Here is a 24006-nt window from a genome sequence, read left to right on the forward strand (position 1 = left end):
GCTCCTGTCGTTCCTTGGCCGCGGTTTACAGCTCGTCGTCCACGATCCGCAGGCCGGGCACGCTCGTCGTCACCCATTCCGATCGAGGATTCGGTCGCGACACGCGTTTTCCAGTGTCCGGATTCTTGATGTGGCGGAGTCGATTCCAGACGAGGCGGCCGACGTAGAGCTCGTTGTTCAGGATGCCCGTGCCGCGCGCGTGGTGGCCGTGAATTGTGGACGGACTCCATTGGCTGCCGAATGGTCCGGCAACGCCTTCGCGGTTCAACCGCCATCGTCCCCTTGAAGCCGACGCGGAGGTGGCCCACTTCGCCTTCAGCGAGGGTGACAATCCGAACGCCGACAAACGTCAGGCGCTTGAACAGGCCGGCGGTGTCCTCCTGGTCGCGGCTGAAGCGGTCCAGCGATTCGGCGACCACGATGTCGAAGTCGTGCCGGAGCGCGTCTCGCATCAGAGCCTGGAACCCTGGCCGCAACAACGTCGCCCCGGAGACCGCATGGTCCGAGTACTCGCGGGCGGTCGTCCAGCCTTCACGGTGAACCAGGAGCCGACACAGGCGGAACTGGTCGGCGATGGACGCGTCACGCTGGTTGTCCGACGAGTAGCGAGCGTAGAGGGCGACTCTCATCACTGGCCACCTGTAGAAGCATCGCCGCCGCGCGTGGCGGCCGTCCCCCGTTCGAAGCATTCGCGCGCGGCTCGGCTACTCCCGCCGCTCGCCTGGGGAGCGCTATTAGGCGGCGGAGTCGGCACGTGCGTCGGGCTTGGACCGCTGTTTCGGTTAACGAGCACTGCGCCAGCAGTGGTGCTCCGCAGGAGCTAATGTAGCAGTCGTGGAACGTCTTTCCCTGGCCGAGAGACGTTACGGAACGATGCGCGATGGCCGCTCGCCTGTCCAGCTTCGGCGGCTTGCCGAACTTCCCCATCCGTGCGACGGTGGTCACACAGCAGCAGTCGGTGTGCGGCGACAATTAGGAGATCTGCCGGCCGTGTTGCCTCAGAAATCGATCTTACCCGACGTCCTCAGAATCCCTGCTACCAGTGACGTCGCCGGGGCAGACCCCACGACGGAGCTGATGGGCGGTCTTGAGCGTCCAGGCCGCCGAAGCAGGCCGCCCACCCAACAGCGGCCGGCGCAGGCGCCCCCGTGCAGCATCACCGCGACCAGGAAGCGCGTCTGGCGTTCGGTAAAGCCGAAGCTCTTGATTGCCCCCTCGCGGTACTCGGGCGCGGCCGTCCAACTGGGGCGGTCGAATGGACTGGAGAGGAAGACGGAATCGTAGGTTGTTGACATCGTCGCCTCCTTGCAGAGTCGTGCTTTCAGGTTGGGCGGCGAGTTCCGGCGGATGTTCGCGGGAACCGAACCGGGACCGAAGTGCTCATCTCGAGAGCACCTGGCGTGGTGGCAAGACTTCGCAGCCGAGAGGGCGACGAGGTCAGTCCTCGGCGACACCGGGCGGCGCGCTGCTGACGACGGACTCTTCCCTATATATGGCGAGGTCGGATTCGGTGCAAGCTGAACCGTTCAGTAGAAACGCCTGTGTCTCTGGAGATGGGCAGCGAGTCCCCACGGCTCAGGTGCTGGCTATGGCTCCCCGGCGAGGTCGCCGACCCCGACATCGTTGCCAACCGGTCGATGAGCACGTAAAATGGTGCTGCACGTGAGTATCGTGCTAGGACGAAAGATGAAGACTAACGTCACACTGAAACTCGACGCGGACCTACTGCGAGAAGCACGAGTGGTGGCTGCCGAAGAAGGACGGTCCGTCAGCGCCCTTCTGGCCGATCGCCTCGAGGCGATCGTGCGGGAGCGAAAGGCCTTCGACAATGCCCGCCGACGCGCCCTGGCCCGGCTCCGTGAAGGTCTCGATCTTCAATGGACGCCCCCCGAATCGCGGGACGAACTCCATGAGCGGTAGGTACTTCGTCGACACGAACATTCTGATGTACGCGCACGACGCGGCCACGGGCGACAAGCACAAAGTAGCCAGGGCGCTCGTGGAGGAACTGTGGGAGACAAGGTCGGGTGTCGTCAGCACTCAGGTTCTTCAGGAGCTGGCCGTCAACTTGCGCAGAAAAGCGGCGAAGCCTCTCGACGCGAGGACCACTCGTGACGTAGTGTCTGACTACCTTGCCTGGCACGTCGTTGTGAACGATGGGAAATCCGTTTTAGAGGCTCTCGACCTCGAAGAGCGGCATCACGTTTCCTTCTGGGATGCCCTCGTCATTCAGGCTGCGAACGCTTCGGGTTCTGACATCCTCTACTCGGAAGATCTGTCCGATGGGCAACGTTACGGAGCGGCGCGAGTGGTCAATCCGTTTCGAGCCAGAGCGTAGGCGTTGGCCGGCCGAATTCCACAGATGGCAGGTCTCATTGCGGCGCACCGCCGGCGCGATCGCGGCGATCAGCTCGCATCAGGGTGGCGGCCGGCTGGACACTGCCCCCCCGGCCCCTCACGCTGCCCCGAAAGGCAGGGGTATGGAGTTGGTTGCCTCCCCCGCGACGTGCGCTATTGGCAGGCATTACAAAACGTCGGGCCTTGCACACAACTCCCGACGTTTCGTATCATGCTTTCATGCAGCGAATGTCGAGGCCCCATGCGCTCGAAGTCATCAAGGCGAAGGGCTCGTCATTCGACAGTCTCGGGGCCTCTACACTGTGGCAGGCCATGAGCCGACCGCCGAGCACACGCTGGCGCAAGTGGCCAAGCGCGTTCCGGACGGTGTTCTCTGCCTTCTGACCGCTCTCCGGTTCCATGGCCTGACGACCCAATCCCCGGCGGAGGTCTGGCTCGCGCTCCCCGAAAAGGCGCGCCGGCCGCAGCTTGACTACCCGCGCCTGCGAATCGCGCGGTTTTCTGGGGAGGCGTTCACAGAAGGTGTCGAGGAGCGCCGCGCGGAGGGCGTCACCCTGCGCATCTACTCGGCAGCGAAGACGGTCGCCGACTGTCTCAAGTACCGCCACAAGATCGGCATCGACGTGGCCGTGGAGGCGCTGCGCGACTTCAGCCGGAAGTACCGCGGTGGGGCCACCGACCTCGCGCGCTTCGCGCGAGTTTGCAGGGTTGGGCGCATCATGCAGCCCTACCTGGACGCCATCGCGTGACCCGCCATCCCAACCTCGCCGCGTCTGTCGCTGCGCGTCTGCTCAGCCGCGCGAAGGTAACCGGCGACGACTACCAGACGTTGCTCACGACCTATTGCCTGGAGCGCTTTCTCTATCGCCTCGGGACCTCCGATCGCCGCGACCGCTTCATCCTCAAGGGTGCGATGCTCCTTCGGCTCTGGTCGGATCGACCCTACCGCGCCACGCGCGATCTGGACCTCCTGCGTCGTGGCGACGGTGCATCCCACGCGATCAGACACGACCTCGAGGCGATCGTCGCGACACCCGTTCCGACCGGCGCAGATACGCGCGTTCTCGCGACGGACGCACGTTGCGGCCGGAGAGGATTTCGCGGACGAGTGCTCGCGGATCCTCGCCGCGTTTCTCTCGCCTGTGCTCGAGGACCTGCGTACGAATGCCGCGCCTTCGAGGACTTGGCCGCCGGGCGGGCCGTGGCGATGAAGACGGGGGAGCTCCCCACTCCGCCGCAGCCGCGACGCCAATCCCCCTAGCGTATGCCTGCGCGTACCTCGCCAGCACACCGGCGACGGTGGAGGCCCGGCCGGTCGCCTCCGACCTGGCGTCATCTCGCACCTCGGCGTCTGGCCGGGGGACGCCGGCGGCTTGGCGTAGTTCCCAGCAACTCTCGCTCCAGGGCGTCAGCCTCGGCGAGGCCCAAAGCCCCGGTTCGCCGCCCATCGGCGATCGCGGTGCCGACGGTCTCAGTACCAACGTGGCTAGCGTGGGCATCGCGGATGGTCCTCACGGGGGTCGTGACGGGGCGACGAGGTTGGCAGGTCCACCGCGCGTCACAGAACGACCATCTCGAGATAGGGCTGCATGACGCATTGGACGCGAGGTTTCGCTTCGCGCCGGTTGAGGTCGTCGAGGTTCGCCGTTCGGGTGTGTTATCGTCTCCTGGAGCCGGGGGAATCGACGATCGGCACGTCGGCCATGCGGCAGCACGAGGGCGTGGGCCCGGAGTTCGATTGTGATTACCAACTACATCAGCGAGGCGCTGCACAGGGCGCGGTACTCGGTCGTCGACGGCGGGGTGTTCTGTGCGACAGTCCCGGGGCTCCCTGGCGTGATCGCCACCGCCGACAGCCTCGAGAACTGCCGGGATCACCTCGCCGAGGTCGTCGAGGAGTGGGTCCTGGTCCGCGTCTCGCGTGGTCTCTCGGTGCCGCGGCTTGGAACCGCCCGGGTTCAGGTCAGGCGAGCCAGCTGATGCCGCCCTGGGGACCGGTCAGCCGTCGAAAGCTGGTCGCTTCGCTCCGGCGGCTCGGCTTCACGGGTCCGTACTCTGGCGGCCGCCACCAGTTCATGGCTCGCGCGGATCTCGTGCTGACGATACCGAACCCGCACTCTGGGGACATCGGCGTTGGCCTCCTGGCGCTCATCCTTCGCCAGGCGGGCATCACCCGGGCCGCGTGGGAAGACGCGTAGGTATTCGTCATGCGGCCCCGAAAAACATGGGGAAATGGCGTCCGTTGCGTCCCCCCGCAACCAATGAAGCCCTCTGGGTAGACCCAGCGGGCTTTTCCATTTGCGGGGGACAGGATTTGAACCTCCTGTTTGCCGCAACGCTCCCCCACCGCTCACCACCGGGGCCGTGTTGCTTGGCCGACCCCGCAACCACCGTCTGCGGCAGGGACCAACGACGAACCCATCCATCGGCTGCGGCGAACGCCACGCGGAATGACCTACGAACCCGCGCTGAGGATGCGCCCGACGAAGCGACGCACCCGGATGAGCGCCGTCTCGATATCGGTGTCTGGCAAATCGAGTTCAGAGCGAGCAATCATGTAGGCAACCCACGCCCGAACCCGGCCTTCGGCGATGCCAATCTCCCGAGCGTATGCTTGCGCGTACCTCGCCAGCACACCGGCCGACGGTGGAGGCCCGGCCGGTCGCTTCCGGCCTGGCGTCACCTCGCACCTCGGCGTCTGGCCGTGGGACGCCGGCGGCTTGGCGTCGTTCCCAGCAACCCGCAGCGGCGGTGCCGTCAGTCGAAGCACGCGGGTGCCCCGCGGAATGGCGATTTAGACCTCGGACCGCAGCTCTGTGCCGATTCCGTGGAATCGAAGTGCCGAGACGAGGCGCCCGACGTTCTGCTGAAACACCGCAGCGGGCGGCGGTGGACGAAGGACTTCAGCCTTGATCTGCGGGAACCACGTCGTTCACGATCTGAGTGCCGACAATGCGCCAGAACGCCTGTGAACAGGACGCGCACCAGGAGGTGTCCAGCTAGACGCTGCTGCACGCCGACCCGTCGTTCATCCATCAGCATGTGGTCGATGCCTACACCGCCCAACACGTCGATGAGACCACCAAGCCGATTGCCGTCGCGTTCGCGCGCCCCAACACCGAGGCGCTGTCACGGCCATTGACGTCGCGATGGCCACGCCGGACGAACTGCGAGATCGGGCGATCACCAGATGGTGCGCGTCGGTGTGGGATGCGTGGCAGGACAGCGGGACGCAAGCCTCAACCCTGCCCCCCCCGCGACGGGAACGGTGGCGGCCGCGGCGTCCCTCGCCGCTCCAGAGACTACTTCTCGGTCGCGAGCGTCAGGGTGCCGGTCACGTCGAGCGGCTTGAGCAACGCACCGTCCACGGGGGGCAGCATGATCCCGGGACCGCCGGGCCCCGGCCTCACGCCGACCCCGATACCCACCGGCCCGCGTGCTATCGGCGCCGGACCGCGCCACTCGGGCGTCTGCAATTCCACCCGGAGCCGGTCACCCGGCTGAGCCTTGAGCGTGTACCCCGGCCCGCCACCAGACTGGAGCGGCACCTTCAATTCGTAGACGACGAGGTTCCCGTGCACGCCGACGGCAACGCGGATCCCCCCCGTATCGGTCATCGGAGCCCGCTGCACATCGTTTCGCCCAGGACCCAGGATCGCCAGGACGTCTCCAGGATCCGTCTCGACACGCCGGCGCATGGCGTCGACGGGGTACTGAATCCCGAACGTCCGCTTCTTTTCATTCGCGCGATTGAGCCACACGATAAGGCCCTGCCGCTCGATCTGTGTGGCCGTGACGCGGTCTTTGGTCACGATGCAGATGTACAGGGCGTCGGCGTCGTTGACGAAGCCTGCTGCAAACCGCTGCCCCTTGACTGGGACCGTCAGGTCACGCCATTCCTCGTCGACGCCGTCGATCCGGATCTCGCGGTCGCGCCACACGCTCGCGATGTCGCGCGACGTGTCGGCGCGGGCGGCGGCGAACGGAGTGGCCAGCAGGGCGACGACGAATGCGACCGCCAGCGAGGCACCGACTGGGACCGCGACATCGGACAGACTGCGAGGCATCTGAACCTCCACGGAGGACGGGACGAGGATCATCGGCACGGCGTACGGCTCACCCGTGCGCCCGATTGGCAGGAACGGACCCGGCAGGCAATTCCAGTGTAGCGCAGAATCGGCACTCCAGGGCGCGCCCCGTCCCGGAGTACAATGAACGAGCCAGCGCGTCCACGTCTTGGCGCGCACGCCTGCCGGTTGAGCATACACCCCGATATGTTGCATCTTGAGTGCTCGCGTCCAGGTCTGCGACGGTTGGTCACCATCGTCTTCGCGCTCGCGTTGGGAGCGATCGCGGTCGTTTCCGCCCGCCAGGCGGGAACACCGCCATCTGCCGGACAGGCCAAGACGCCATCGGCCACCTACCGCGTGGACATCAACTACGTGGAAATCCCGGCCGTGGTCGTCGACAGCAAGGATCGGTTCGTCGAGACGCTCCAGCAGGGCGACTTCGAGATCTACGAGGACGGCAGGAGGCAGACCCTCTCCGCGTTCTCGGTCGTCAACGCGCCCGTCGAACGGGCGGACGCGCCGCTCGTCACGAACCGTGTGGTCGAAGCCGACGTGCAGACCAACGCGATGCCGTTTCAAGGGCGGCTGTTCGTGATCCTGCTCGACGACCTGCACATCGACGCGGCGGATACCATGCCGACGCGCCGTGCCGCGCGGAGCTTCATCGAGCGACAGATCGGAGCGGACGATCTTGGCGCCGTCGTGTGTGCGAGCGGCAGGTCCGACGTCGCACAGGACTTCACCGCCAACAAGTCACTGCTGGCAGCTGCGGTGGATCGGTTCACGGGCCGCCGCCTGCAGTCGGCTGCCATGAACCGCTTCGAGAACCCGGCCAACCAAGGGGCGCGCGCGGCGGGTGCGAGCCGGAGCGGAGGCCAGGTGTCGGCGGACGACCTCGAGGCCGGCGAGCGCAGCTACAACGCCAGGCTCACGCTGTCGGCCATCCGGCGGCTGTCGGACGGTCTCTCGGCGATCAAGGGACGCCGGAAGGCGCTCGTCCTGTTGAGCGGAGGCATCGACGCGTCGATCGCCAACATCACCGTCGCCGAATCGTCGCTCGAGCGGGGTTCCGAGCCGACACTCACGACGAACCTCCTGCCTGGCGCGGCCGCGGAACTGCAGTCTGACGCAGCCGACGCGATGTCGGCGGCGACCCGCGCCAACGTCAGTATCTATGCGGTGGATCCGCGCGGACTCGTCGGCCCCGGCGGCGCCGACTTTCGCGTCTACACCGAGAAGCTCGACCCGAACCTGAGGATGGGCACCCAGGCGCTGGAGGACGAGATCCGACAGGGACACGACAGCCTCCGGCAGCTGGCCGACAGCACCGGCGGTTTCGCCACGGTGAACACGAACAACCTCGGCGGCGCGTTCGACCGGATCCGCCAGGACAACAGCCGGTATTACCTGCTGGGCTACTACCCCGCCAACGACAAGCGTGACGGGAAGTTCCGGCGCATCGACGTCAAGGTGACCAAGCCCGGCCTGACGGTTCGGGCCCGCCGTGGGTACCTCGCCGCAAGGATCGCCAACAGGGCTCCGAAGACGACGAGTCCGAGCGTCGAGACTGCGGCACCTACCGTGCCCGCGGCGGTCGAGGAGGCGATCAACGCGCCGCTGGCGGTGCCCGGCCTCCGGCTGACCGCGTTCGCCGCGCCGTTTCGCCGGAGCGGTGGCGACTCGTCGGTGACCCTGGTCCTCCAGGTCGACGGCCGCGACCTGCGGTTCAAGGAAGCGAACGGGCGCTTCGACGGCGCACTCGCGCTCTCGGTGATTGCGGTCGCGCCCGACGGCAAGGTGAAGGCGAGCCTGGGCCGGACGATCGCAATGCCGCTCAAACCGGAGTCCTACAAGCAGGTATCAGCGAACGGCATCCGGATCGTCGAGCAGCTCGATCTGCCGCACGGGCGGTATCAACTGCGCATCGGCGCGCAGGATGTCGACAGTCAGCTCGTTGGGTCGGTCCACTACGAACTCGACGTCCCCGATTTCCACGCTGCGCCGATCGCCATGAGCGGCCTCGTGCTGACATCGAGCCTCGCGGGCATGGTGCCGCTGGCGCCGGGCAGCCAACTGGAGCAGCTCCGCAAGCAATTACCGGGCCCCCCGACGGTGTCGCGTCGGTTCCGTGCCGGTGAGTTGCTGGCCGTGATGGCGGAGGTCTACGACCGGGATGCGTCGCTGCACACGATCGACATCGTCACGACCGTGACCGCGACGGACGGGCGGCAGATGTTCCGGCACGACGAGGCGCGATCGAGCGCTGAGCGGGACGCCAACCAGGGCGCGTACGCTTACGCGGCGCGCATTCCGCTGGCGCAACTGCCGCCAGGGCTCTACGTGTTGAAGGTCGAGGCCCGCTCGCGCCTCGACGCCAAGCTCTCCGTGGCGAGGGAAATCCAGTTCGAGATCGTGCCCTAGATATCTTCCTGGGGCCAGAGCGTGACGAATGAAACAAGTTCTCGCGCCTCGCGTTCGCGCCTGGAAGACGTCGAGGACGACGCCGGAGGCGTCGCCCAGAAACAGCGTGGGCGAGCGAGTTCGGCGGCTCGAGGCGAAGCTTCGCTGGGTTTCCGCCGCCCGCCTGGAGTGCCGACCGCCTGCCGACGCCGAGCAGAGGCGTCCTGACCCGGCACCCGCTCACCGCCTCGTCGCCAGCAGCGCCTCGATCTCAGCGATCTCCTTCGGCACGCCGCGCGTCAGCACCTCGCATCCGTCCCGAGTGATCAGGACCGTGTCCTCCACACGGATGCCGATTTGCTTGTCGGGAAAGTACAGGGCCGGCTCGATCGCGAAGACCATCCCTTCGCGGAGCCGATCGATCGCGCCCACGTCGTGCGTCGCGAGACCGACGTGGTGCCCGAAGCCGCCCTCGAGGCCGCCGGCGTCAATCCCCTTCCGCTTCAAGGCGTCGGCCACCGCACGCTTCACGTCCGCCTCGGTCACGCCGGGGCGATAGGCGTCGATGCATGCCTTCTCCACTTCGAGGACCTGCTCGTACACCCTCCGCTGTTCCTGTGTGAACTTCCCCGACACCGGCCACGTCCGCGTGATGTCCATCGTCAGGTGATCGAGCTGGGCCCCGAAGTCCATCAGCACGAGATCCCCCGCCTCGGCCTGGCGGCCGTTGTCGTCGTAGTGCCACACACACGTGTTCGGGCCCGAGCCGACAATCGGCGCGTACGCCGGCCCGCGCGCTCCACGCTTCAGCACGTAGCCCATCGCCGCCGCTTCGATCTCGTACTCGAACACACCGGGTCGAGACGCGAGCATCGCTTGACGCACCCCCTCGGCCGAGATCTGGCCGTTGCGGCGCATGACCGTGATCTCGGCTGGCGTCTTGATCACGCGCATCGCGTCGACGAGCGGCGTGACGTCACGCAGCGTGGCCGCGGGATACCGCTCCCGCAGCTTGACGAGGCGATACTGGTCGATGGGCAGTTGGTCGTTGTAGTGAATGCGGGAACGGCGCGCGACCATCAGGGCCGACTCATACCGCGCACCGGCCACGGTATCGTGCGGCGAGAGGCGCACGTGCAGTTCGAGGCCGTTCGAGACAAGGTTGCGCGCCAGGAACTCGTCGAAGTACGTCAACGGATGAACAGCCGTGACACCGGCCACCTCGGCGGCGTGCGGGTCCTTCAACAGGTTCGCCCCCTCGATCATGATCTCGCGGGGATTCTGCTCGGGCAGGAACAGGAACGACTGGCCGCTCTTTGGCGCCATCACGAGGATCGCATTCGCGTCATCGCGCCCCGTCAGGTAGTAGAAGTCGTTGTCCTGCGCAAAGTGGCCCGCCCCCTCCTGCCGCTCGTTGCCGAATAGCACGACGAGACCGTGGCCGACCTCACGCATCAACGCTTGACGGCGTGCCACCACCTCCTCGATCGGCAGCCCGGTCCGCTGGCCCGCAGGCCTCATCCCGCCAAGCAGCACGACCGCCGCCGACACACACACGAACACGCGAGCGCTCCCCAACGGCATTGGATCCTCCGCCCGGCCGCCCACGTGGCTTTGCAGTACGGTCAGGCCGCAAACAGTTCTGTGATCGTGACGTGACGCCCTTCGACCGCGGCGCCAACGCCCAGGAAGCGAAAGTCGGGCTGGAGAATATTACTCCGGTGGGACTCGGAAGACATCCAGCCGCCGACAATCATCGAGGCGAGTTGCGACGGGTCGGCGGAACCTCCGGTGGACATGAAGATGTTCTCGGCCCAGGCGTCGTACCGGAGTCCCCGTTGGGCGAGACGTTGTGCCGGGCCCACACCCTCCGGTGTCCGGTGATCGAAGAAGTTCCGGGCGAGCATCTCGCGGCTGTGGCCACGCGCCACCTCCGACAGGGGCTCGGACGCCACCAGCGCGGCCAGGTTTCGTGCAGATCGTTGTTGATTTGTGAGGAGAAAGACGTGGAATTCGAGATTGGCCACGGCATCCTCGGCCGCCGTCAGGCCCTGACGCGTGTACAGCAGGATGTACGAACTGCCGAGCACAACCGACGACAGAAAGTGCCGACGGGTGACACGCATAGCCGGTCGTCAGCTCCTCAGACGCGCTTCCGGGCGAGGCCGACGCCGCAGGTCCAGACGGCCTGCGCGGTCGGCGGATCAGGAGTTCGTGCTAAGCTGCGGCGCCATGGCCGAGTTGCGCCGAACCCTCACCCTGTTCGACATGACGATGATCGCCATCGGGGGGACGATCGGGTCCGGGATCTTCCTCACCCCGGCGCTCATTGCCCATGCTCTGCAATCTCCCTTCCTGATCATCGCGGTCTGGTTGGTTGGCGGCCTCATGGCATTGTCCGGAGCATTGACCTTTGCCGAACTTGCGGCGCTGATGCCGCGCGCGGGCGGCCAGTACGTCTATCTCAAGGAGGCCTACGGCGACCTCGTCGGCTTTCTCTTCGGGTGGGCGTACTTCCTGGTGTGCAATGCCGGCGGTCTGGGCGCCCTCAGTGTGGCCTTCGCCACCTACTTCGGCTACTTCGTTCCCCTGGGCCCCGTTGGCACCAAGGCCATTGCGGTCGGGGGTCTGCTGCTGCTCACCTCCATCAACGTCCTGGGGGTCAAGGCGGGGGCCCTGTTCGCCGACGTCTTCACGGTCCTGAAGATCGGCGGCATCGCGTCACTGATCCTCGTGGGGTTCACCCTGGGGTCGAGCCACACGACGACGTTTTCCTGGCCGGTCGCTGCGGTCCCGGGCGGCCTCGGCGGCGCGCTCGCCACCGCCATGGTCGGCGTGCTGTGGTCCACGGGCGGCTGGCAGCATGCGACGTACGCGTCTGCCGAAATCAAGAACCCGCGACGCACCCTGCCCCTCGCGATGGTCATCGGCACGGCCGCGGTGACGCTGCTCTACGTGGCCACCAACGTGGCCTACATGTTCATGCTCTCGCCGCAGGAAATTGCCGAGTCGCCGCGCGTGGCCGCCGACGCGGTCTCCCGCGTCATCGGCCCCATGGGCGGCGGCCTGATCTCCCTGGCCATCTTCATCTCGACGTTCGGCGTCGTCGGCATCTACACGCTCACCGCGCCGCGCATCTATTTTGCCATGGCCAACGACGGCCTGTTCTTCCGGCGCGTCGCCGAGGTGCACCCCCGATTCCGGACCCCGGCCTTCGCCATCGTCGCGCAGTCGCTCTGGGCTGTCGTCCTGATTCTCTTCTGGGGCACGTTCGAGAACCTGATATCGTACGTGGTCTTCACCGACTGGATCTTCTTCGGTCTCACTGCGGCCGCCGTGATGGTCTTCAGACGACGCCTGCCGGACGCGGAACGGCTGGCCCGCGTGCCGCTCTATCCGCTGACGCCGTTGTTCTTCGTCGCGATGTCGGCCTGGTTCGTTGCGATGACGCTCGTCCAGCGGCCCGCTCAGGCGTGGGCCGGCCTGGCCTTCCTCGCGCTCGGCGTTCCCGTCTACTACTACTGGAAGACAGCAAAGCGCGCAGATGGACGCCCCGCCTGAGCTCTGGCACGGCGTTCGCAACGCGGCGATCGAGGCCGATTAAAGTTTCCCCAAGCCCTGCCGATTACGACGTCGAGGCGTAGAAGGCCTCTACGAAGGAGTCGACATATGCGCATCGTCAACGTGGTGGACCCCACCCAGGGTCACGCGCAGGTTCACCATCGGGTGATCCCGCCGCCCACCTCATCGCCTCCGCCGCGGAAAGTCCAGGCCATCAACCAGCACGCCAGCCCGGACGACCCGAACCGCGTTGGCACCGCACCGCCCGACGATGGGATCAGCCTGGCCTTGTCGCCTGAGGCTCGCGAAGCCGCTCGGCAGGCCATGATCGAGGAACTGCGCGCCAGTCAGACGCGGCCGGAGACCGACGACGCCGAAACGAGCGCAGCGGCAGACGACAGAGAAGCGGCCGAGAAGACCGAGCAGCAGCGTGCGGTCCAGCAACTGGAGGAACAGGACCGCAAGGTGCGCTCCCACGAGCAGGCGCACGCCGCGGCGGCCGGCAGCCTCGCGAAGGGTACGGTCTCGTACACGTACCAGCTGGGACCCGACGGGCATCTCTATGCCGTGGGCGGTCAGCTCTCGATCGACACGAGTCCCGTTCCGGGTGATCCGCAGGCCACGCTGCGCAAGGCTGAACAGATCGAGCAGGCGTCGTTCGCGCCCGGCGATTCATCGGCCGCCGATCGCGCGGCAGCGGCGCTCGCGGTCAGTCTGGCGACTCACGCCCGGCAGGAGCTGGCGCGCCAGCAGGAAGAGCAGCAGGCAGAAGCGAAACGCGCCTCCGGCCCGCACGTGAGCGAGAACGGATGATTCGGATGCCGTCGCGCTGAATACGCCACACGACAGCGCACCGCGCGCCGGCCAGGATTCGTGTGCGCCCGCCTGCCGGAATGTCACTCCGGTCCCGCCGATCTGCCACCGAAACGCCACGCCAGCGAACCGAATTCTGCACCTCGCCGAGCTGTCGCTCTGCCAGGGGTGCTGAGCAGGTTCCCCGCTCGCCCCGGCGTCAGTGACTTCGCGTGCCCGGGACGACGAGGCGCCCGAGCTGATCCGTGTCGAAGGCGAGAACCAGGGCCACCAGGTCGGCCACCGTCATGGCTCCGCGGGACGGCTCGAGACCGACCCTGTTCAGATCGTCGGCCGAACACCGGTCCAGGACGCCAATCATCGCCTCCCGCTGCGACGTGAACCGCTCCACACCCGCACCCACCGCCCGGTCGTCTGCTGAGGCCGGCGGAACGGCGGCGAGTGGGGAGAGCTGAGGGCGGTCAGCCGAGAGCATGAGGTGCAGGCTCTCACGGACCCACGCCTCCCGCACCGCCAAGGTCCATACGACATCGCGAGCGACGGCGTCGCCATCCGAGGCACCGACCTCGGCCAGCCACGCCTCGACCCGCTGAACGAGGCGACGCGGCGTGTCTGCCACACCTTTGATCTGAATGACGCATTCGAGCAGGTCAGCCACGCTGCTCTCCTTTGCCCGTCACGCGCCGCCCGGTCGATGGCCGGCGTGGACGATGGCAGCCCGCGCCGCCTACATGGTCAGCACGGCTGCCAGCGTGGCGATGCCGGTGAACAGGTTGCCCATCCGCAGGTTCTCGTTCTCGCCGTGCTGGTTGTTGTCGAAGTTGACGATCGGCACGCTGATCGCCGGGAATCCCATCACGTCGATGAACGGGGCAATGGGCACCGTGCCGCCGCTCGTTCGGATCTGCACCGGCGGCTGGCCGAACGCGCGGGTGAGCGCCGCCACCAGGCGACGCGATTCCGGGGCCAGCGGCGACGTCCGGTAGGCATTCGTGCCCCCGGGTTCCACCTCCAGCTTGACGATTCGCCCGTGAGCCGCACGCGTCGCGTCGTCCGGGTCGCGGTCGATGACGAAGTAGCCCTGGCGGGCGATGTGGGCCTTCAGACGATCGAGCATCGGGCCGGAAGGCGTCTCCTTGACCAGCCGGATGTCGATTGCGGCCACCGCCCGATCCGGGATGATCGTGCGGGCGTTCCCGCCCACGAACGCGCTCGAGAGGCCGCGGATGTTCAGCGATGGACGCTGCACGGCGTCCTGGAGCGACAGGCCCGGCATCTCGGTCTCGGCGATTCCAAACAGCCGCTTCAACGCGGGCGCATCGTCCGGCACGGCGTCGAGCATCGCCCTCTCTTCGGGCGCGAGCGGCTCGAGGCCATCGTAGAACCCCTGCACCAGCACGCGTCCCGCATCGTCCTTCATCGAGGCGAGCAGCCGGACCAGTTCGAACGCCGGATTGCGAACCCAGTTGCCGTAGTGCCCGCTGTGCAAGCCGAACTTCGGTCCGTACACGGTCAGTTCGAGCCCCAGGATGCCGCGTGCGCCGAAGTCGAGCGTCGGGCGGCCGCTTGGGTGCACGGGACCATCAAGGATGACCATCAGGTCCGCCTTGAACAGATCTCGGTGCCGCGAGATCGCCGGGATCATGTCCGGCGAACCCGCCTCCTCGTTGCCGTCGAGCACGACATGGACGTTGGCGGTCGGCGTACGTCCTCCCGCGGTCAGCGCGTCGAGCGCCGCGCACAGCGCCACGATCGGGGACTTGTCGTCTGACGCCGAGCGTGCGTACAGCCGCCAGTCGGGTTCGAAGCGATCGCGGCTCTGCAGTCCTGGCAACTCGCGGGCGCCGTCCTCGAGACGGCCGTCACGGAGGATCGGTGTGAAGGGACTCGGCTGCCGCCAGCCCCTGGGGTCCACCGGCTGGCCGTCGTAGTGCGCGTAGACGAGGACGGTGCGCGTGGCGCCGCGCACGGTCAGTTCGCCGTAGATGAGCGGGTTGCCGGCGGTCGCCAGCGCCTCGGTGCGAAGGCCGCGCCGGGCGAGCATGGCGCGGATGGCCTCGACATTGCGCGCCATGTTCGGGCGATCGGCCGCGACGTTGGGGATCGACAGCAGGTCCACCAACTCGCTGACAATCGCCCGCTGGTGGCCGGATACCCACTTGTCCACGTCGCCGCGCAGATCAGAAGTCTGACCGCCGAGCGCGGCAACCGCACCACCCACGAGCACCACTGCGAGCGACCGCACGTAACGCATGCGTCGAGCCCGGCTCGCGTTTCCAGTCGTTGCGGCCCCGCTGACGTACGCCATCTCGTCCCCTCCTCCGCACCAGCAGTGTTGTCGATCCGGTCAAGGTGCCGCATTGTACTCCTCCTGTCGCCAAGGCCCCCACAACACGTGTAGGATTCGCACCCAGGAGGAAAGATCGAGATGTCCACTCCGAGCTTCGGTCGTCGTAGGTTCGCCAGGCTGCTGGCACTCGGCGGGCCGGCCACCGTTCTGGCTGCACCGCTCCTCGGCAACGGCCGGTCGGGAGACGAGAGACTGCCGGGCGGCCAGGCGCCCGGTGCGCTGCCGCCGACTCCAGCGTCCCCCGATGAGGCCTTCTGGCGCGGCGTGCGGCAGCAGTTCCTGGTCCCGCCGGACCTGGCCATCCTCAACGCGGCGAATCTCTGCCCTTCGTCGGCGCCCGCCATCGAGGCGTTGACGCGTGTGACACAGGATATCGATCGGGATCCCTCGATCGAGAACAGGCGGAAGGCCGGTGAGGGCCGCGAGGCGGCACGCCGCACGATCGCCGACACGCTTCGGGTCAGCCCCGAGGAGATTCTGATCACGCGCAATACGTCAGAGGGCAACAACATCGTCTCGAGCGGCCTCGACCTCAAAGCGGGCGACGAGGTCGTGATCCTGTCGGACAACCACCCGAGCGCCCACGCGGCGTTCCGCGAGAAGGCTCGCCGATCGGGCTTCACGGTCACGGTGGTGCAGATCGTGAGCCCGCACCCCGGCGCGGACTACTACGTTGAAGCGTTTGCCAAGGCGATCACGCCGCGGACGAAGCTCGTCGCGATCACTCATGTCACGGCATCTGCCGGCGACCTGATCCCGGCCAGGGAGATCTGCCGCGTGGCCCGCGAACGCGGAGCGCTCACGCTGGTTGATGCGGCGCAGTCGTTCGGCGTGCTCGACATCGACCTGTCCGACATGCAGCCCGACTTCTTCACGGGCAGCGCGCACAAGTGGCCGTGTGGGCCGCGCGAGGTCGGGGTGCTCTACGTGAACCGCCGGGTGCAGGCGCAGCTCTGGCCGAGCGTCATCAGCCTGTACGCCGGCGCGCTCGGCATCTCGAAGACTCACGGCGGGCTCGGCCAGCGCGACGAGGCGGCGATGATCGGCTTTGCCGAGGCGCTGAGGTTCCAGACGCGGATCGGGCGGACGGTGATCGAGACCCGGTCGCGGCTCCTCGCGCAGCGGCTGATGGCGCAACTGAACGAAGTGGCCGGCGTCACGCTGTGGACTTCGCGCGACCCTGCGAGGTCGGCGGCCATCGTCACGTTCAAGCCGGGGCACCTCGACCCGGCGAAGCTCGCCAGCACGCTCTACGAGAGGGAACGGATTGCATGCACGGCGCGCAGCGGCGCCGACCGGCCCGGCATCCGCCTCTCGCCGCATTTCTACAACCTGGAAGCGGAGGTCGACCGCACCGTGGCGGCAGTGCGGAAGTACATCTCGGCATAGATCGCACCGCACCGCGACCCGATCCGCAGACGGGCCCCGGTCCGCTGCAAGCGAAACGCCCCGCGAGCCTGCTGACCCGCGGGACGTTGGCTCGATCGGACACACGGATCGTCGTCTGCTTGCTGACCTTGTAGGGCCGCATCCTCTCGTTGTCCTGGTGATCGAGGATGTGGCAGTGCCACACGCAGCCTGGTCCCACCGCACGAGGAGACTGGTCACCTGCCCGGGCATCGCATTCGCGGTGTCCTTCCAGCCCGACACAGAGGAGGCGGCTGCCGAGGCCGCGCCGAAAAGGTGCGGACCGACCGCCGGATTGCCGCCCACGACCCCGTGGAGGTGCAGCACGGTCGGCACCGGCCCCCGGTGCGTCTCGCTGCGTGACCGAATACGTTGCCGAACCTGTGAACCGCAGTACCAAGAATCGAGCGATTCAGGACTAAATATGTCCGATATGCCCGCGGTCGCATCGCCTGGGCGCCCTCGTGATGTAACTGTGTAATTGTTACACGCCGCACACACCGAATGTGCACCGCTCCGCCGCCTTGGGCATCGGTCGCGAATGCCCCCCAAACGCCTGCGAGTTCGTGATTCGGCCCGTTGTCCGCTCATCCGGCACCGAGCTTGCAAACCAGCCCGACGGGTCTTCTTGCACAAACAGTCGATGATCGATTCCACGCCGTCGCCGTCGTCGGTGCTCGCATTCGTGACGACGATTCACGCGGGCCTCCTCGTCCTCAGGCTGCATCGGACGCCGGCTCCCGCGGTGTGGCTGATCGCGCTCCCGTCGCTCGCGCTGGCCGCCGCCCCGTGGACGCTGAGTACGCCGGCCGGTCTCGCGGCCGGACTCGCGACTCATCTCCTCTGGTTCGTTGCGTGCGAGAAACTGATCCCGGCCCGCGACGTCGCAGGGGCCCGAGCCGAGACGCCAGGAGCGGTCAGGCAATGCGTCCCCGCTCGCGGCGCTGGTCGCGCGGATCGTCCAGCGTCTCTGGTGACCGCAGTACCGGTGCTGGCCGTCCGCGACGAGACGGAGACGATTCGCACGTTCCGCGTCGGGCGTCCGCCGGGCTTAAGCTTCCAGGCCGGCCAGTTCCTCGCGGTGCAGGTGCAGACGGACGGCCGCACGCAGGTGCGCTGCTATTCGATCAGTTCCTCGCCGGAGACGATCGGCTATCTCGAGATGTCCGTGCGGCGTCAGGGCCAGGTGTCCAACCTGCTCCACGCCACCGTCCGCCCCGGCGCCAGCCTGATCGTGCGCCCGCCGGGCGGCCAGTTCGTCTACCCGGAGGGTGAGGAACGTTCCCTGGTTCTCATCGGCGGCGGTGTGGGAATCACGCCGCTCATGAGCATGCTCCGGCACGCGACGGCCTCCGATCCGACCCGCGCTGTCACGCTGCTCTACTCCGTGCGAACGCACGCCGACATCGCGTTCCGCGACGAGTTGGCGCTCATCGCGCGCCTGCACCCCCAGATCAAGATCGTGATCTCGTTGACCGGCGAAACGACGGTTGATGTGTATCGGCGGGGGCGGATCGACGAAGCGCTGGTGCGGGAGACGGTGGCCGACCCCGCCGGCTCGATCTTCATGCTGTGCGGCCCGCTGGCCATGATCGATGACACGCGCGCGCTGCTCGAGCGCCTCGACGTGCCGGCCGCACAGATTCGAGCGGAAGCCTTCGAGGTAGCCGTCGCGCTGGGCGCGTCGGTCCCGGGCGGAGAAGCTGCGCGTGCCGGCATGCCGGCGCGCACTGGTGGCGGCCGGCTCAGACTCTCGAAGAGCGGGCGGACCGTCCCCGTGCTGGAGGGTCAGTCATTGCTCGAAGCGGCCGAGGACGCGGGCGTGGATATCCCGTCGCTGTGTCGGTCGGGCGTGTGCGGCACATGTCGGACGCGCGTGGTCTCGGGCCGGCCCGTATGCGCATCCGACGCGATGGATCCGGACGATCGGGCCAGGGGCTACGTGCTGCCCTGCGTGACGTGGCTGGACGGCGACTGCGAGGTCGAAGCGTAGCGATGGCGGACGTTGTGACGACACCCCGCGGACGCGCCGATGACTGGTGGCGCCCCTCCGCGATCTTCAACGTCCTCACCGCCAGTGGGCTCGCGGCCCTCGCCGTCGCCGTGTGGGTGCTCTTCGTCGCCGGCGGTTGGGACTACTACGCGACCCCGCTGCGCGTGAGGGCCTACGCGCCGGCCCATCGGATGCTCGACCCGTCGGGGCCGATCGGCCACGTCCTGGGCGTCGTCGGCCTGCTGATGATGCTCGTGCCGGTTGCCTACTCGGTGAGGAAGAAGTGGAAGCGGCTGTCGAATCTGGGGCAGATGAAGCACTGGCTCGACGTGCACGTCTTCTGCGGAACCGTCGGCCCGGTGCTGGTGACGTTTCATGCGGCGATGAAGTTCAACGGGGTCATCTCGGTGGCGTACTGGTCGATGGTGGCGGTGGTGCTGTCGGGATTCGTCGGGCGCTATCTCTACGTCCGTCTGCCGCGAACGATTCGGGGCACGGAACTGAGCTACGACCAGATTCTGACCCGCGCAGTGGGTCTGAGGACGAACCTGGCGGCCACCGGCGTCGATCCGTCGCTGCTCGCGGAGATCGATGCCGCGGAACGCGCCGTGCAGCCGACCTACGACGCGGCCTCGTGGTGGGACTACCTCGTCAGCCCGGTGCGCGACTACGTCCGTCTGCGCGGGGTTCATCGCCGCCTGCGACGCGCCGGGCTCGACCGGCAGCGAGTGCATGAGGTCACGCGTCTTGCAGGCGACCGTGCGCTGCTCCTTCGTCGTCTGGCGTATCTCGACCGGACGCGTCGGCTCTTCGCACTGTGGCACGTGTTCCATCAGCCCCTGGTCTACGTGATGTTCGGGATCGCCCTCGTCCACATCGTGCTGGCGATCTACTTCGGCTACGCCTACCTCCTTCAGGGATGACGCCGAGATGACCAGCTCCACTCCGAGTCGTTGTCGGGCCGCGTGGCGTGTCGTGTGTGCCCTCGTCGTGGCCTTCCTGTGCACTCCGATGCCGGCACGTGCTCAGGCAAGCGCCCTCGTGTCTCCGGGCCCGCTGACAAGAGCGCATGCCCGCCTGGAGGGGCTTGCGAACTGCGAGAAGTGCCACGAGCCGGGGCGCAAGGTCACCGCGAGCCGCTGCCTGACGTGCCACAAGATGGTCGCCGACCGGATCGCCGCACACCGAGGGGTGCACCGCGACGTGCGGAGCGATTGCGCCACGTGCCACGCCGAGCACGCCGGTGTGGACGCGGAACTACGGCCCTTCGATACGCGGCGCTTCAACCACCTCGCCGAAACGGGTTTTGCCCTCAGCGGCAAGCACGAACCCCTGGCGCGCGACTGCGCCAAGTGCCACAAGACCCGGTCGTTCCTGACCGCACAGCCAGCGTGCACGGCCTGCCACGCCGACACTCACCGCGGTTCGCTCGGCCCGAACTGCACGAGTTGCCACTCGACGGCCGTGGCGTTCGCCGGCGCCAGGCAGCAGTTCGACCACTCGCGCGCCAAGTTCCTGCTCGTCGGCGCGCATCGCACGGTGGAGTGCGCACGATGCCACGTGAACAAGGTGTTCGCCGGACTGAAGTTCGCCGCGTGTGTCGACTGCCATCGCCAGCCGCACAGGCAGATGTTCAGTGGCGACTGCACGTCCTGCCACAACAATGACACCTGGCGAACGCGGAAGGTCGATCACGCCCGGACGCCGTTCCCGTTGCGTGGCGCGCACTCGAGCGTCGCCTGCGCGTCGTGTCACGTGAAGTCCGCCGTGCAGGTCCGCCTGAAAGCGGAGCGGTGCGTGGACTGCCATGCCGACGTGCATCGCGGCCAGTTCAAGCAGGACTGCATCAAGTGTCACCAGGAGACCAGCTTCCGAAAGGCGCCCTTCGACCACGGAACGCAGACGCGTTTTGCCCTCACCGGCAAGCATGCCGCACTCGCGTGCGGCAAGTGTCACAAGGCTGCATCGACACTCGCCACCAGCAGCCGGACGGCCGGCCCCGGTGCATCAATCACGAAGGCGGTGCTGTTCACCGGCCTGTCGAGCGCGTGCGCGTCGTGCCACGAGGACATCCACCGCGGCGCGACGGGCCCGGCGTGCCAGACCTGTCACTCCACATCGGACTTCCACGCCGTCACCTACACACACGCGCCCGCGCTCAACGCGTTCTTCGTCGGCCGGCACGGGGCGACAGCCTCCACGTGCGGCGCATGCCACGGGTCGCTGGGTCCTCGGGCCGGGATCTCCCCGACCGCTTCGCCCCTCGCGGTTACGGGCACGCACTCCCCATCGCCTGTCATGCCGATCGGCCGCTGGACGTTCAAGAGCCTCGGCACCGTGTGCGCGACATGCCACGCCGACGCTCACGAGGGGGAATTCGCCGGCTCGTGCGACCGCTGCCACGCGATCGACGAGACCCGGTTCAGTGCCAGTCGCTTCTCGCACGCCAGCACGGGGTTTCCGTTGAACGGCAAGCACAAGGCGGTGGATTGCGCTCGTTGCCACAAGCGCGGGGGCACACCGTCGTCGCCGCCCGGCGCGTCGTTGCCAGGCGGTCCGCCGACGAGGACCAACGGGCCGGCGGTCACCCTGGTCTCGCTGGTGTCACCTCAGACGCTTGCGCCGCCACCGGGCGGCGCGCGCCCGCCGAAGTTCAAGGGCATGGGCAAGGAATGTGCGTCGTGTCACCAGGACGTGCACCTCGGACAGCTCGGAAACCGCTGCGGTTTGTGTCATACCGAGGACACGTTCGCCCTGCCGAAGTACGTCCACCCCGCCCCGATTCGCCCCTTGCTCGTCGGCAGCCACGGCACGCTCGCGTGCCGCGCGTGTCACAAGTCGGAGACCGGGACGTTCCCGGCTGGTCGCGGCGTGGCGGTCCGTTTCAAGGGCTTCGGCACGGCGTGCGCCTCCTGCCACCGGAACGACGATGCGCACCGCGGGGCGCTCGGCGTTGCGTGCGAACAGTGCCACACGCCGCAGCGATGGGAGTCGGCGTCGCGCGCCTTCCACAAGGACGGGATCTTTCCCCTCGAGGGCCGTCACCTCACCGTGCCGTGCGCGAGCTGCCACCTCAACGGCGTCATCAAGGGAACGCCCACCCAGTGCTACGACTGTCATTGGAGCCGGCGCCACGACGACCCCTACCAGACCCGGCTGGGCACGCAGTGCGAGGATTGCCACCGGCCGGTCGCCTGGACGGCTGTCAACTGGAACCACAGCGCGCGCACGGGGTTCGCGCTCAACGTGGCACACCAGGTCCTGCGGTGCGACTCGTGCCACAAGGAACAGCGTTTCGAGGCCACCCGGGGCATGAGCTGCGCCTCCTGCCACCAGGACGCCTACCGGCGAACGACGCAGCCCAATCACGCGGCGGCGGGCTTCCCGCTCGCCTGCGAGGCCTGTCACCAGGCGTCACAGGCGTCCTGGAGCCAGGCGGCCTTCGACCACAACAGCCGCTTCCCGCTGGTCGGCGTGCATGCGTCGCAGGCCTGCGCCTCGTGCCACAAGAACAGCCTCTTCGCTGGCACGCCCCGCGACTGCTTCAGCTGCCATCGGGCCGACTACCAGAAGACGGCCAGCCCCAATCACGCCGCCGCTGGATTCTCGACCACGTGCGAGCAGTGCCACCGCTCGACGGACCCGACCTGGACCAGCGGACAGGGCTTCAACCACAACTCGGTCTTCGCGCTCGTCGGCGTGCACGCAACCCAGGCCTGTGCGGCGTGCCACAAGAACAACGTCTACAAGGGGACGTCGCGCGACTGCGTCGGCTGCCACCTCACCAGCTACCAGAAGACGACCAGCCCGAACCACGTTTCCGCCGGGCTCCCGACCACGTGCGAGCAATGCCACCGCAACACCGATGCGAGCTGGTCGAGCAGCCAGGGCTTCAACCACAACGCGACGTTCCCGCTCGTCGGCGTGCATGCAACGCAGGCCTGCACGGCGTGTCACAAGAACGGCGTCTACAAGGGCACGCCCCGCGACTGCGTCGGCTGCCATCTCGCCGACTACCAGAAGACGACGAGTCCGAATCACGCGTCGGCCGGATTCAGCACGACGTGTGACTCGTGCCACAGGCCGACCGATCCGGCCTGGAAGAACGGCGGCTTCAACCACGCGAGTGTCTTCCCGCTGGTCGGCCTGCACGCGACGCAGGCCTGCACGGCGTGCCACAAGAACGGCGTCTACAAGGGCACGCCCCGCGACTGCGTCGGCTGCCATCTTGCCGCCTATCAGAAGACGACGAACCCGAACCACGCGGCGGCGGGCTTCCCGACCACGTGCGACCAGTGCCACCAGGCCTCCGCCTCGGCCTGGCAGGGTGCCGGGTTCAACCATGCAGCCTTCTTCCCGCTCGTCGGGCTGCACGCCACGCAGATCTGCGCTGCATGCCACAAGAACGGCGTCTACAAGGGCACACCGCGCGACTGCGTCGGCTGCCACCTCGCCAACTACCAGAAGACCACGAACCCGAACCACGCAGCCGCCGGGTTTGCCACCACGTGCGACTCGTGTCATCAGGCGTCGGCCTCAACGTGGTCGTCGAGCTTCGATCACAATCGGTACTGGCCGCTGCTCGGCCGTCATGCACAGCAAACGTGCTCCGCCTGTCACAAGAACAACGTCTACGCCGGCACGTCGACGGCATGCGTGTCGTGCCACCTCACCAACTACCAGCAGACCACGAGCCCGAATCACACGGCCGCCGGTTTCCCGACGACCTGCGACACGTGTCACAAGGTGAGCGACAGCACGTGGCAGCAGGGCACGTTCAACCACAACCGGTTCCCGATTACCTCGGGACCTCACGCAGGGCAGCCGTGCTCTGTCTGTCACAACGTGGCGAACAACTTCGCGACTTTCACGTGCACCGGCTGCCACGACCGGGCGACGACCGACGGTCATCACCGGAGCGTGAACGGCTACCGATACGACTCGGCGGCGTGCTACGCCTGCCACCCCAACGGCCGCGCCGGCATCCCGATGCCGCGACCATGATGGCGACGCTCCTCAACCGTAGGTCCGTGTGCCCCCGGAGAAGGCTAACT

General features: G+C 67.4%; 20 protein-coding genes. 12 read left to right on the top strand and 8 right to left on the bottom strand.

Annotated elements, in window-relative coordinates:
- Positions 1-25: 25 nt before the first annotated feature.
- The 3 genes from VGK32_03850 to VGK32_03860 all read right to left on the bottom strand — a co-directional run bounded on the left by VGK32_03850 (position 26) and on the right by VGK32_03860 (position 1911).
- Positions 26-268, bottom strand: a complete 243-nt coding sequence (locus tag VGK32_03850; GenBank protein ID HEY3380873.1) for a recombinase family protein — start codon at positions 266-268, stop codon at positions 26-28.
- Between the two features lie 730 nt (positions 269-998).
- Positions 999-1295 carry a hypothetical protein gene (locus VGK32_03855; GenBank protein HEY3380874.1) on the bottom strand — a complete coding sequence of 99 codons (297 nt, stop codon included), beginning with the start codon at positions 1293-1295 and terminating at the stop codon, positions 999-1001.
- 427 nt (positions 1296-1722) lie between these two features.
- Positions 1723-1911 (bottom strand): hypothetical protein, encoded by a 189-nt coding sequence (locus tag VGK32_03860; GenBank protein HEY3380875.1) that lies wholly within the window; start codon positions 1909-1911, stop codon positions 1723-1725.
- Here VGK32_03860 and VGK32_03865 point away from each other — a divergent pair.
- The 5 genes from VGK32_03865 to VGK32_03885 all read left to right on the top strand — a co-directional run bounded on the left by VGK32_03865 (position 1910) and on the right by VGK32_03885 (position 4556).
- Positions 1910-2338, top strand: coding sequence for a PIN domain-containing protein (locus tag VGK32_03865; protein ID HEY3380876.1), 429 nt, complete (start codon positions 1910-1912; stop codon positions 2336-2338). The genes VGK32_03860 and VGK32_03865 overlap by 2 nt on opposite strands.
- 322 nt (positions 2339-2660) lie before the next feature.
- Positions 2661-3107 carry a hypothetical protein gene (locus tag VGK32_03870; protein ID HEY3380877.1) on the top strand — a complete coding sequence of 149 codons (447 nt, stop codon included), beginning with the start codon at positions 2661-2663 and terminating at the stop codon, positions 3105-3107.
- The gene (locus VGK32_03875) at positions 3104-3619 is read left to right on the top strand and encodes a nucleotidyl transferase AbiEii/AbiGii toxin family protein (protein ID HEY3380878.1); all 516 of its coding nucleotides are present in this window, start codon (positions 3104-3106) and stop codon (positions 3617-3619) included. The genes VGK32_03870 and VGK32_03875 overlap by 4 nt, the downstream gene beginning before the upstream one ends.
- Positions 3620-4098: 479 nt before the next feature.
- Complete coding sequence (locus VGK32_03880) at positions 4099-4338, top strand: hypothetical protein (protein ID HEY3380879.1); 240 nt, start codon at positions 4099-4101, stop codon at positions 4336-4338.
- Positions 4338-4556: a type II toxin-antitoxin system HicA family toxin gene (locus tag VGK32_03885; protein HEY3380880.1), complete on the top strand. Its 219-nt coding sequence runs from the start codon at positions 4338-4340 to the stop codon at positions 4554-4556. The genes VGK32_03880 and VGK32_03885 overlap by 1 nt, the downstream gene beginning before the upstream one ends.
- Before the next feature lie 1104 nt (positions 4557-5660).
- Here VGK32_03885 and VGK32_03890 read toward each other — a convergent pair.
- Complete coding sequence (locus tag VGK32_03890) at positions 5661-6425, bottom strand: hypothetical protein (protein HEY3380881.1); 765 nt, start codon at positions 6423-6425, stop codon at positions 5661-5663.
- 207 nt (positions 6426-6632) lie between these two features.
- Between VGK32_03890 and VGK32_03895 the strand changes: the two genes are divergently transcribed.
- Positions 6633-8849, top strand: coding sequence for a VWA domain-containing protein (locus VGK32_03895; protein ID HEY3380882.1), 2217 nt, complete (start codon positions 6633-6635; stop codon positions 8847-8849).
- 219 nt (positions 8850-9068) lie between these two features.
- Here the strand turns inward: VGK32_03895 and VGK32_03900 are convergent, their stop codons facing one another.
- Complete coding sequence (locus VGK32_03900; protein HEY3380883.1) at positions 9069-10412, bottom strand: Xaa-Pro peptidase family protein; 1344 nt, start codon at positions 10410-10412, stop codon at positions 9069-9071.
- Positions 10413-10453: 41 nt separating this feature from the next.
- Entirely contained in the window at positions 10454-10954 is a 501-nt protein-coding gene (locus VGK32_03905; protein HEY3380884.1) for a CAP domain-containing protein, read from the bottom strand.
- A gap of 106 nt (positions 10955-11060) precedes the next feature.
- On the opposite strand from VGK32_03905, the gene VGK32_03910 reads away from it, so the two are divergent.
- Both VGK32_03910 and VGK32_03915 read left to right on the top strand, forming a co-directional pair.
- Positions 11061-12389: an amino acid permease gene (locus VGK32_03910; GenBank protein ID HEY3380885.1), complete on the top strand. Its 1329-nt coding sequence runs from the start codon at positions 11061-11063 to the stop codon at positions 12387-12389.
- Between the two features lie 108 nt (positions 12390-12497).
- The gene (locus tag VGK32_03915; GenBank protein HEY3380886.1) at positions 12498-13202 is read left to right on the top strand and encodes a putative metalloprotease CJM1_0395 family protein; all 705 of its coding nucleotides are present in this window, start codon (positions 12498-12500) and stop codon (positions 13200-13202) included.
- Positions 13203-13401: 199 nt separating this feature from the next.
- Here the strand turns inward: VGK32_03915 and VGK32_03920 are convergent, their stop codons facing one another.
- Positions 13402-13860, bottom strand: a complete 459-nt coding sequence (locus tag VGK32_03920; protein HEY3380887.1) for a hypothetical protein — start codon at positions 13858-13860, stop codon at positions 13402-13404.
- Between the two features lie 69 nt (positions 13861-13929).
- Positions 13930-15510 carry a M20/M25/M40 family metallo-hydrolase gene (locus tag VGK32_03925; GenBank protein HEY3380888.1) on the bottom strand — a complete coding sequence of 527 codons (1581 nt, stop codon included), beginning with the start codon at positions 15508-15510 and terminating at the stop codon, positions 13930-13932.
- Between the two features lie 120 nt (positions 15511-15630).
- Here VGK32_03925 and VGK32_03930 point away from each other — a divergent pair, with 120 nt between their 5' ends.
- The 4 genes from VGK32_03930 to VGK32_03945 all read left to right on the top strand — a co-directional run bounded on the left by VGK32_03930 (position 15631) and on the right by VGK32_03945 (position 23956).
- On the top strand, positions 15631-16941 hold the full coding sequence (locus VGK32_03930; protein HEY3380889.1) for an aminotransferase class V-fold PLP-dependent enzyme: 1311 nt from the start codon (positions 15631-15633) through the stop codon (positions 16939-16941).
- A gap of 661 nt (positions 16942-17602) precedes the next feature.
- Positions 17603-18952, top strand: a complete 1350-nt coding sequence (locus VGK32_03935) for an iron-sulfur cluster-binding domain-containing protein (protein HEY3380890.1) — start codon at positions 17603-17605, stop codon at positions 18950-18952.
- A 2-nt stretch (positions 18953-18954) separates the two neighbouring features.
- Positions 18955-19875, top strand: a complete 921-nt coding sequence (locus VGK32_03940) for a hypothetical protein (GenBank protein ID HEY3380891.1) — start codon at positions 18955-18957, stop codon at positions 19873-19875.
- An 88-nt stretch (positions 19876-19963) separates the two neighbouring features.
- Positions 19964-23956, top strand: coding sequence for a hypothetical protein (locus VGK32_03945; protein ID HEY3380892.1), 3993 nt, complete (start codon positions 19964-19966; stop codon positions 23954-23956).
- The last annotated feature ends 50 nt before the right edge of the window (positions 23957-24006 follow it).

This window comes from Vicinamibacterales bacterium, assembly GCA_036504215.1.
Classification (GTDB): Bacteria; Acidobacteriota; Vicinamibacteria; order Vicinamibacterales; family Fen-181; genus FEN-299.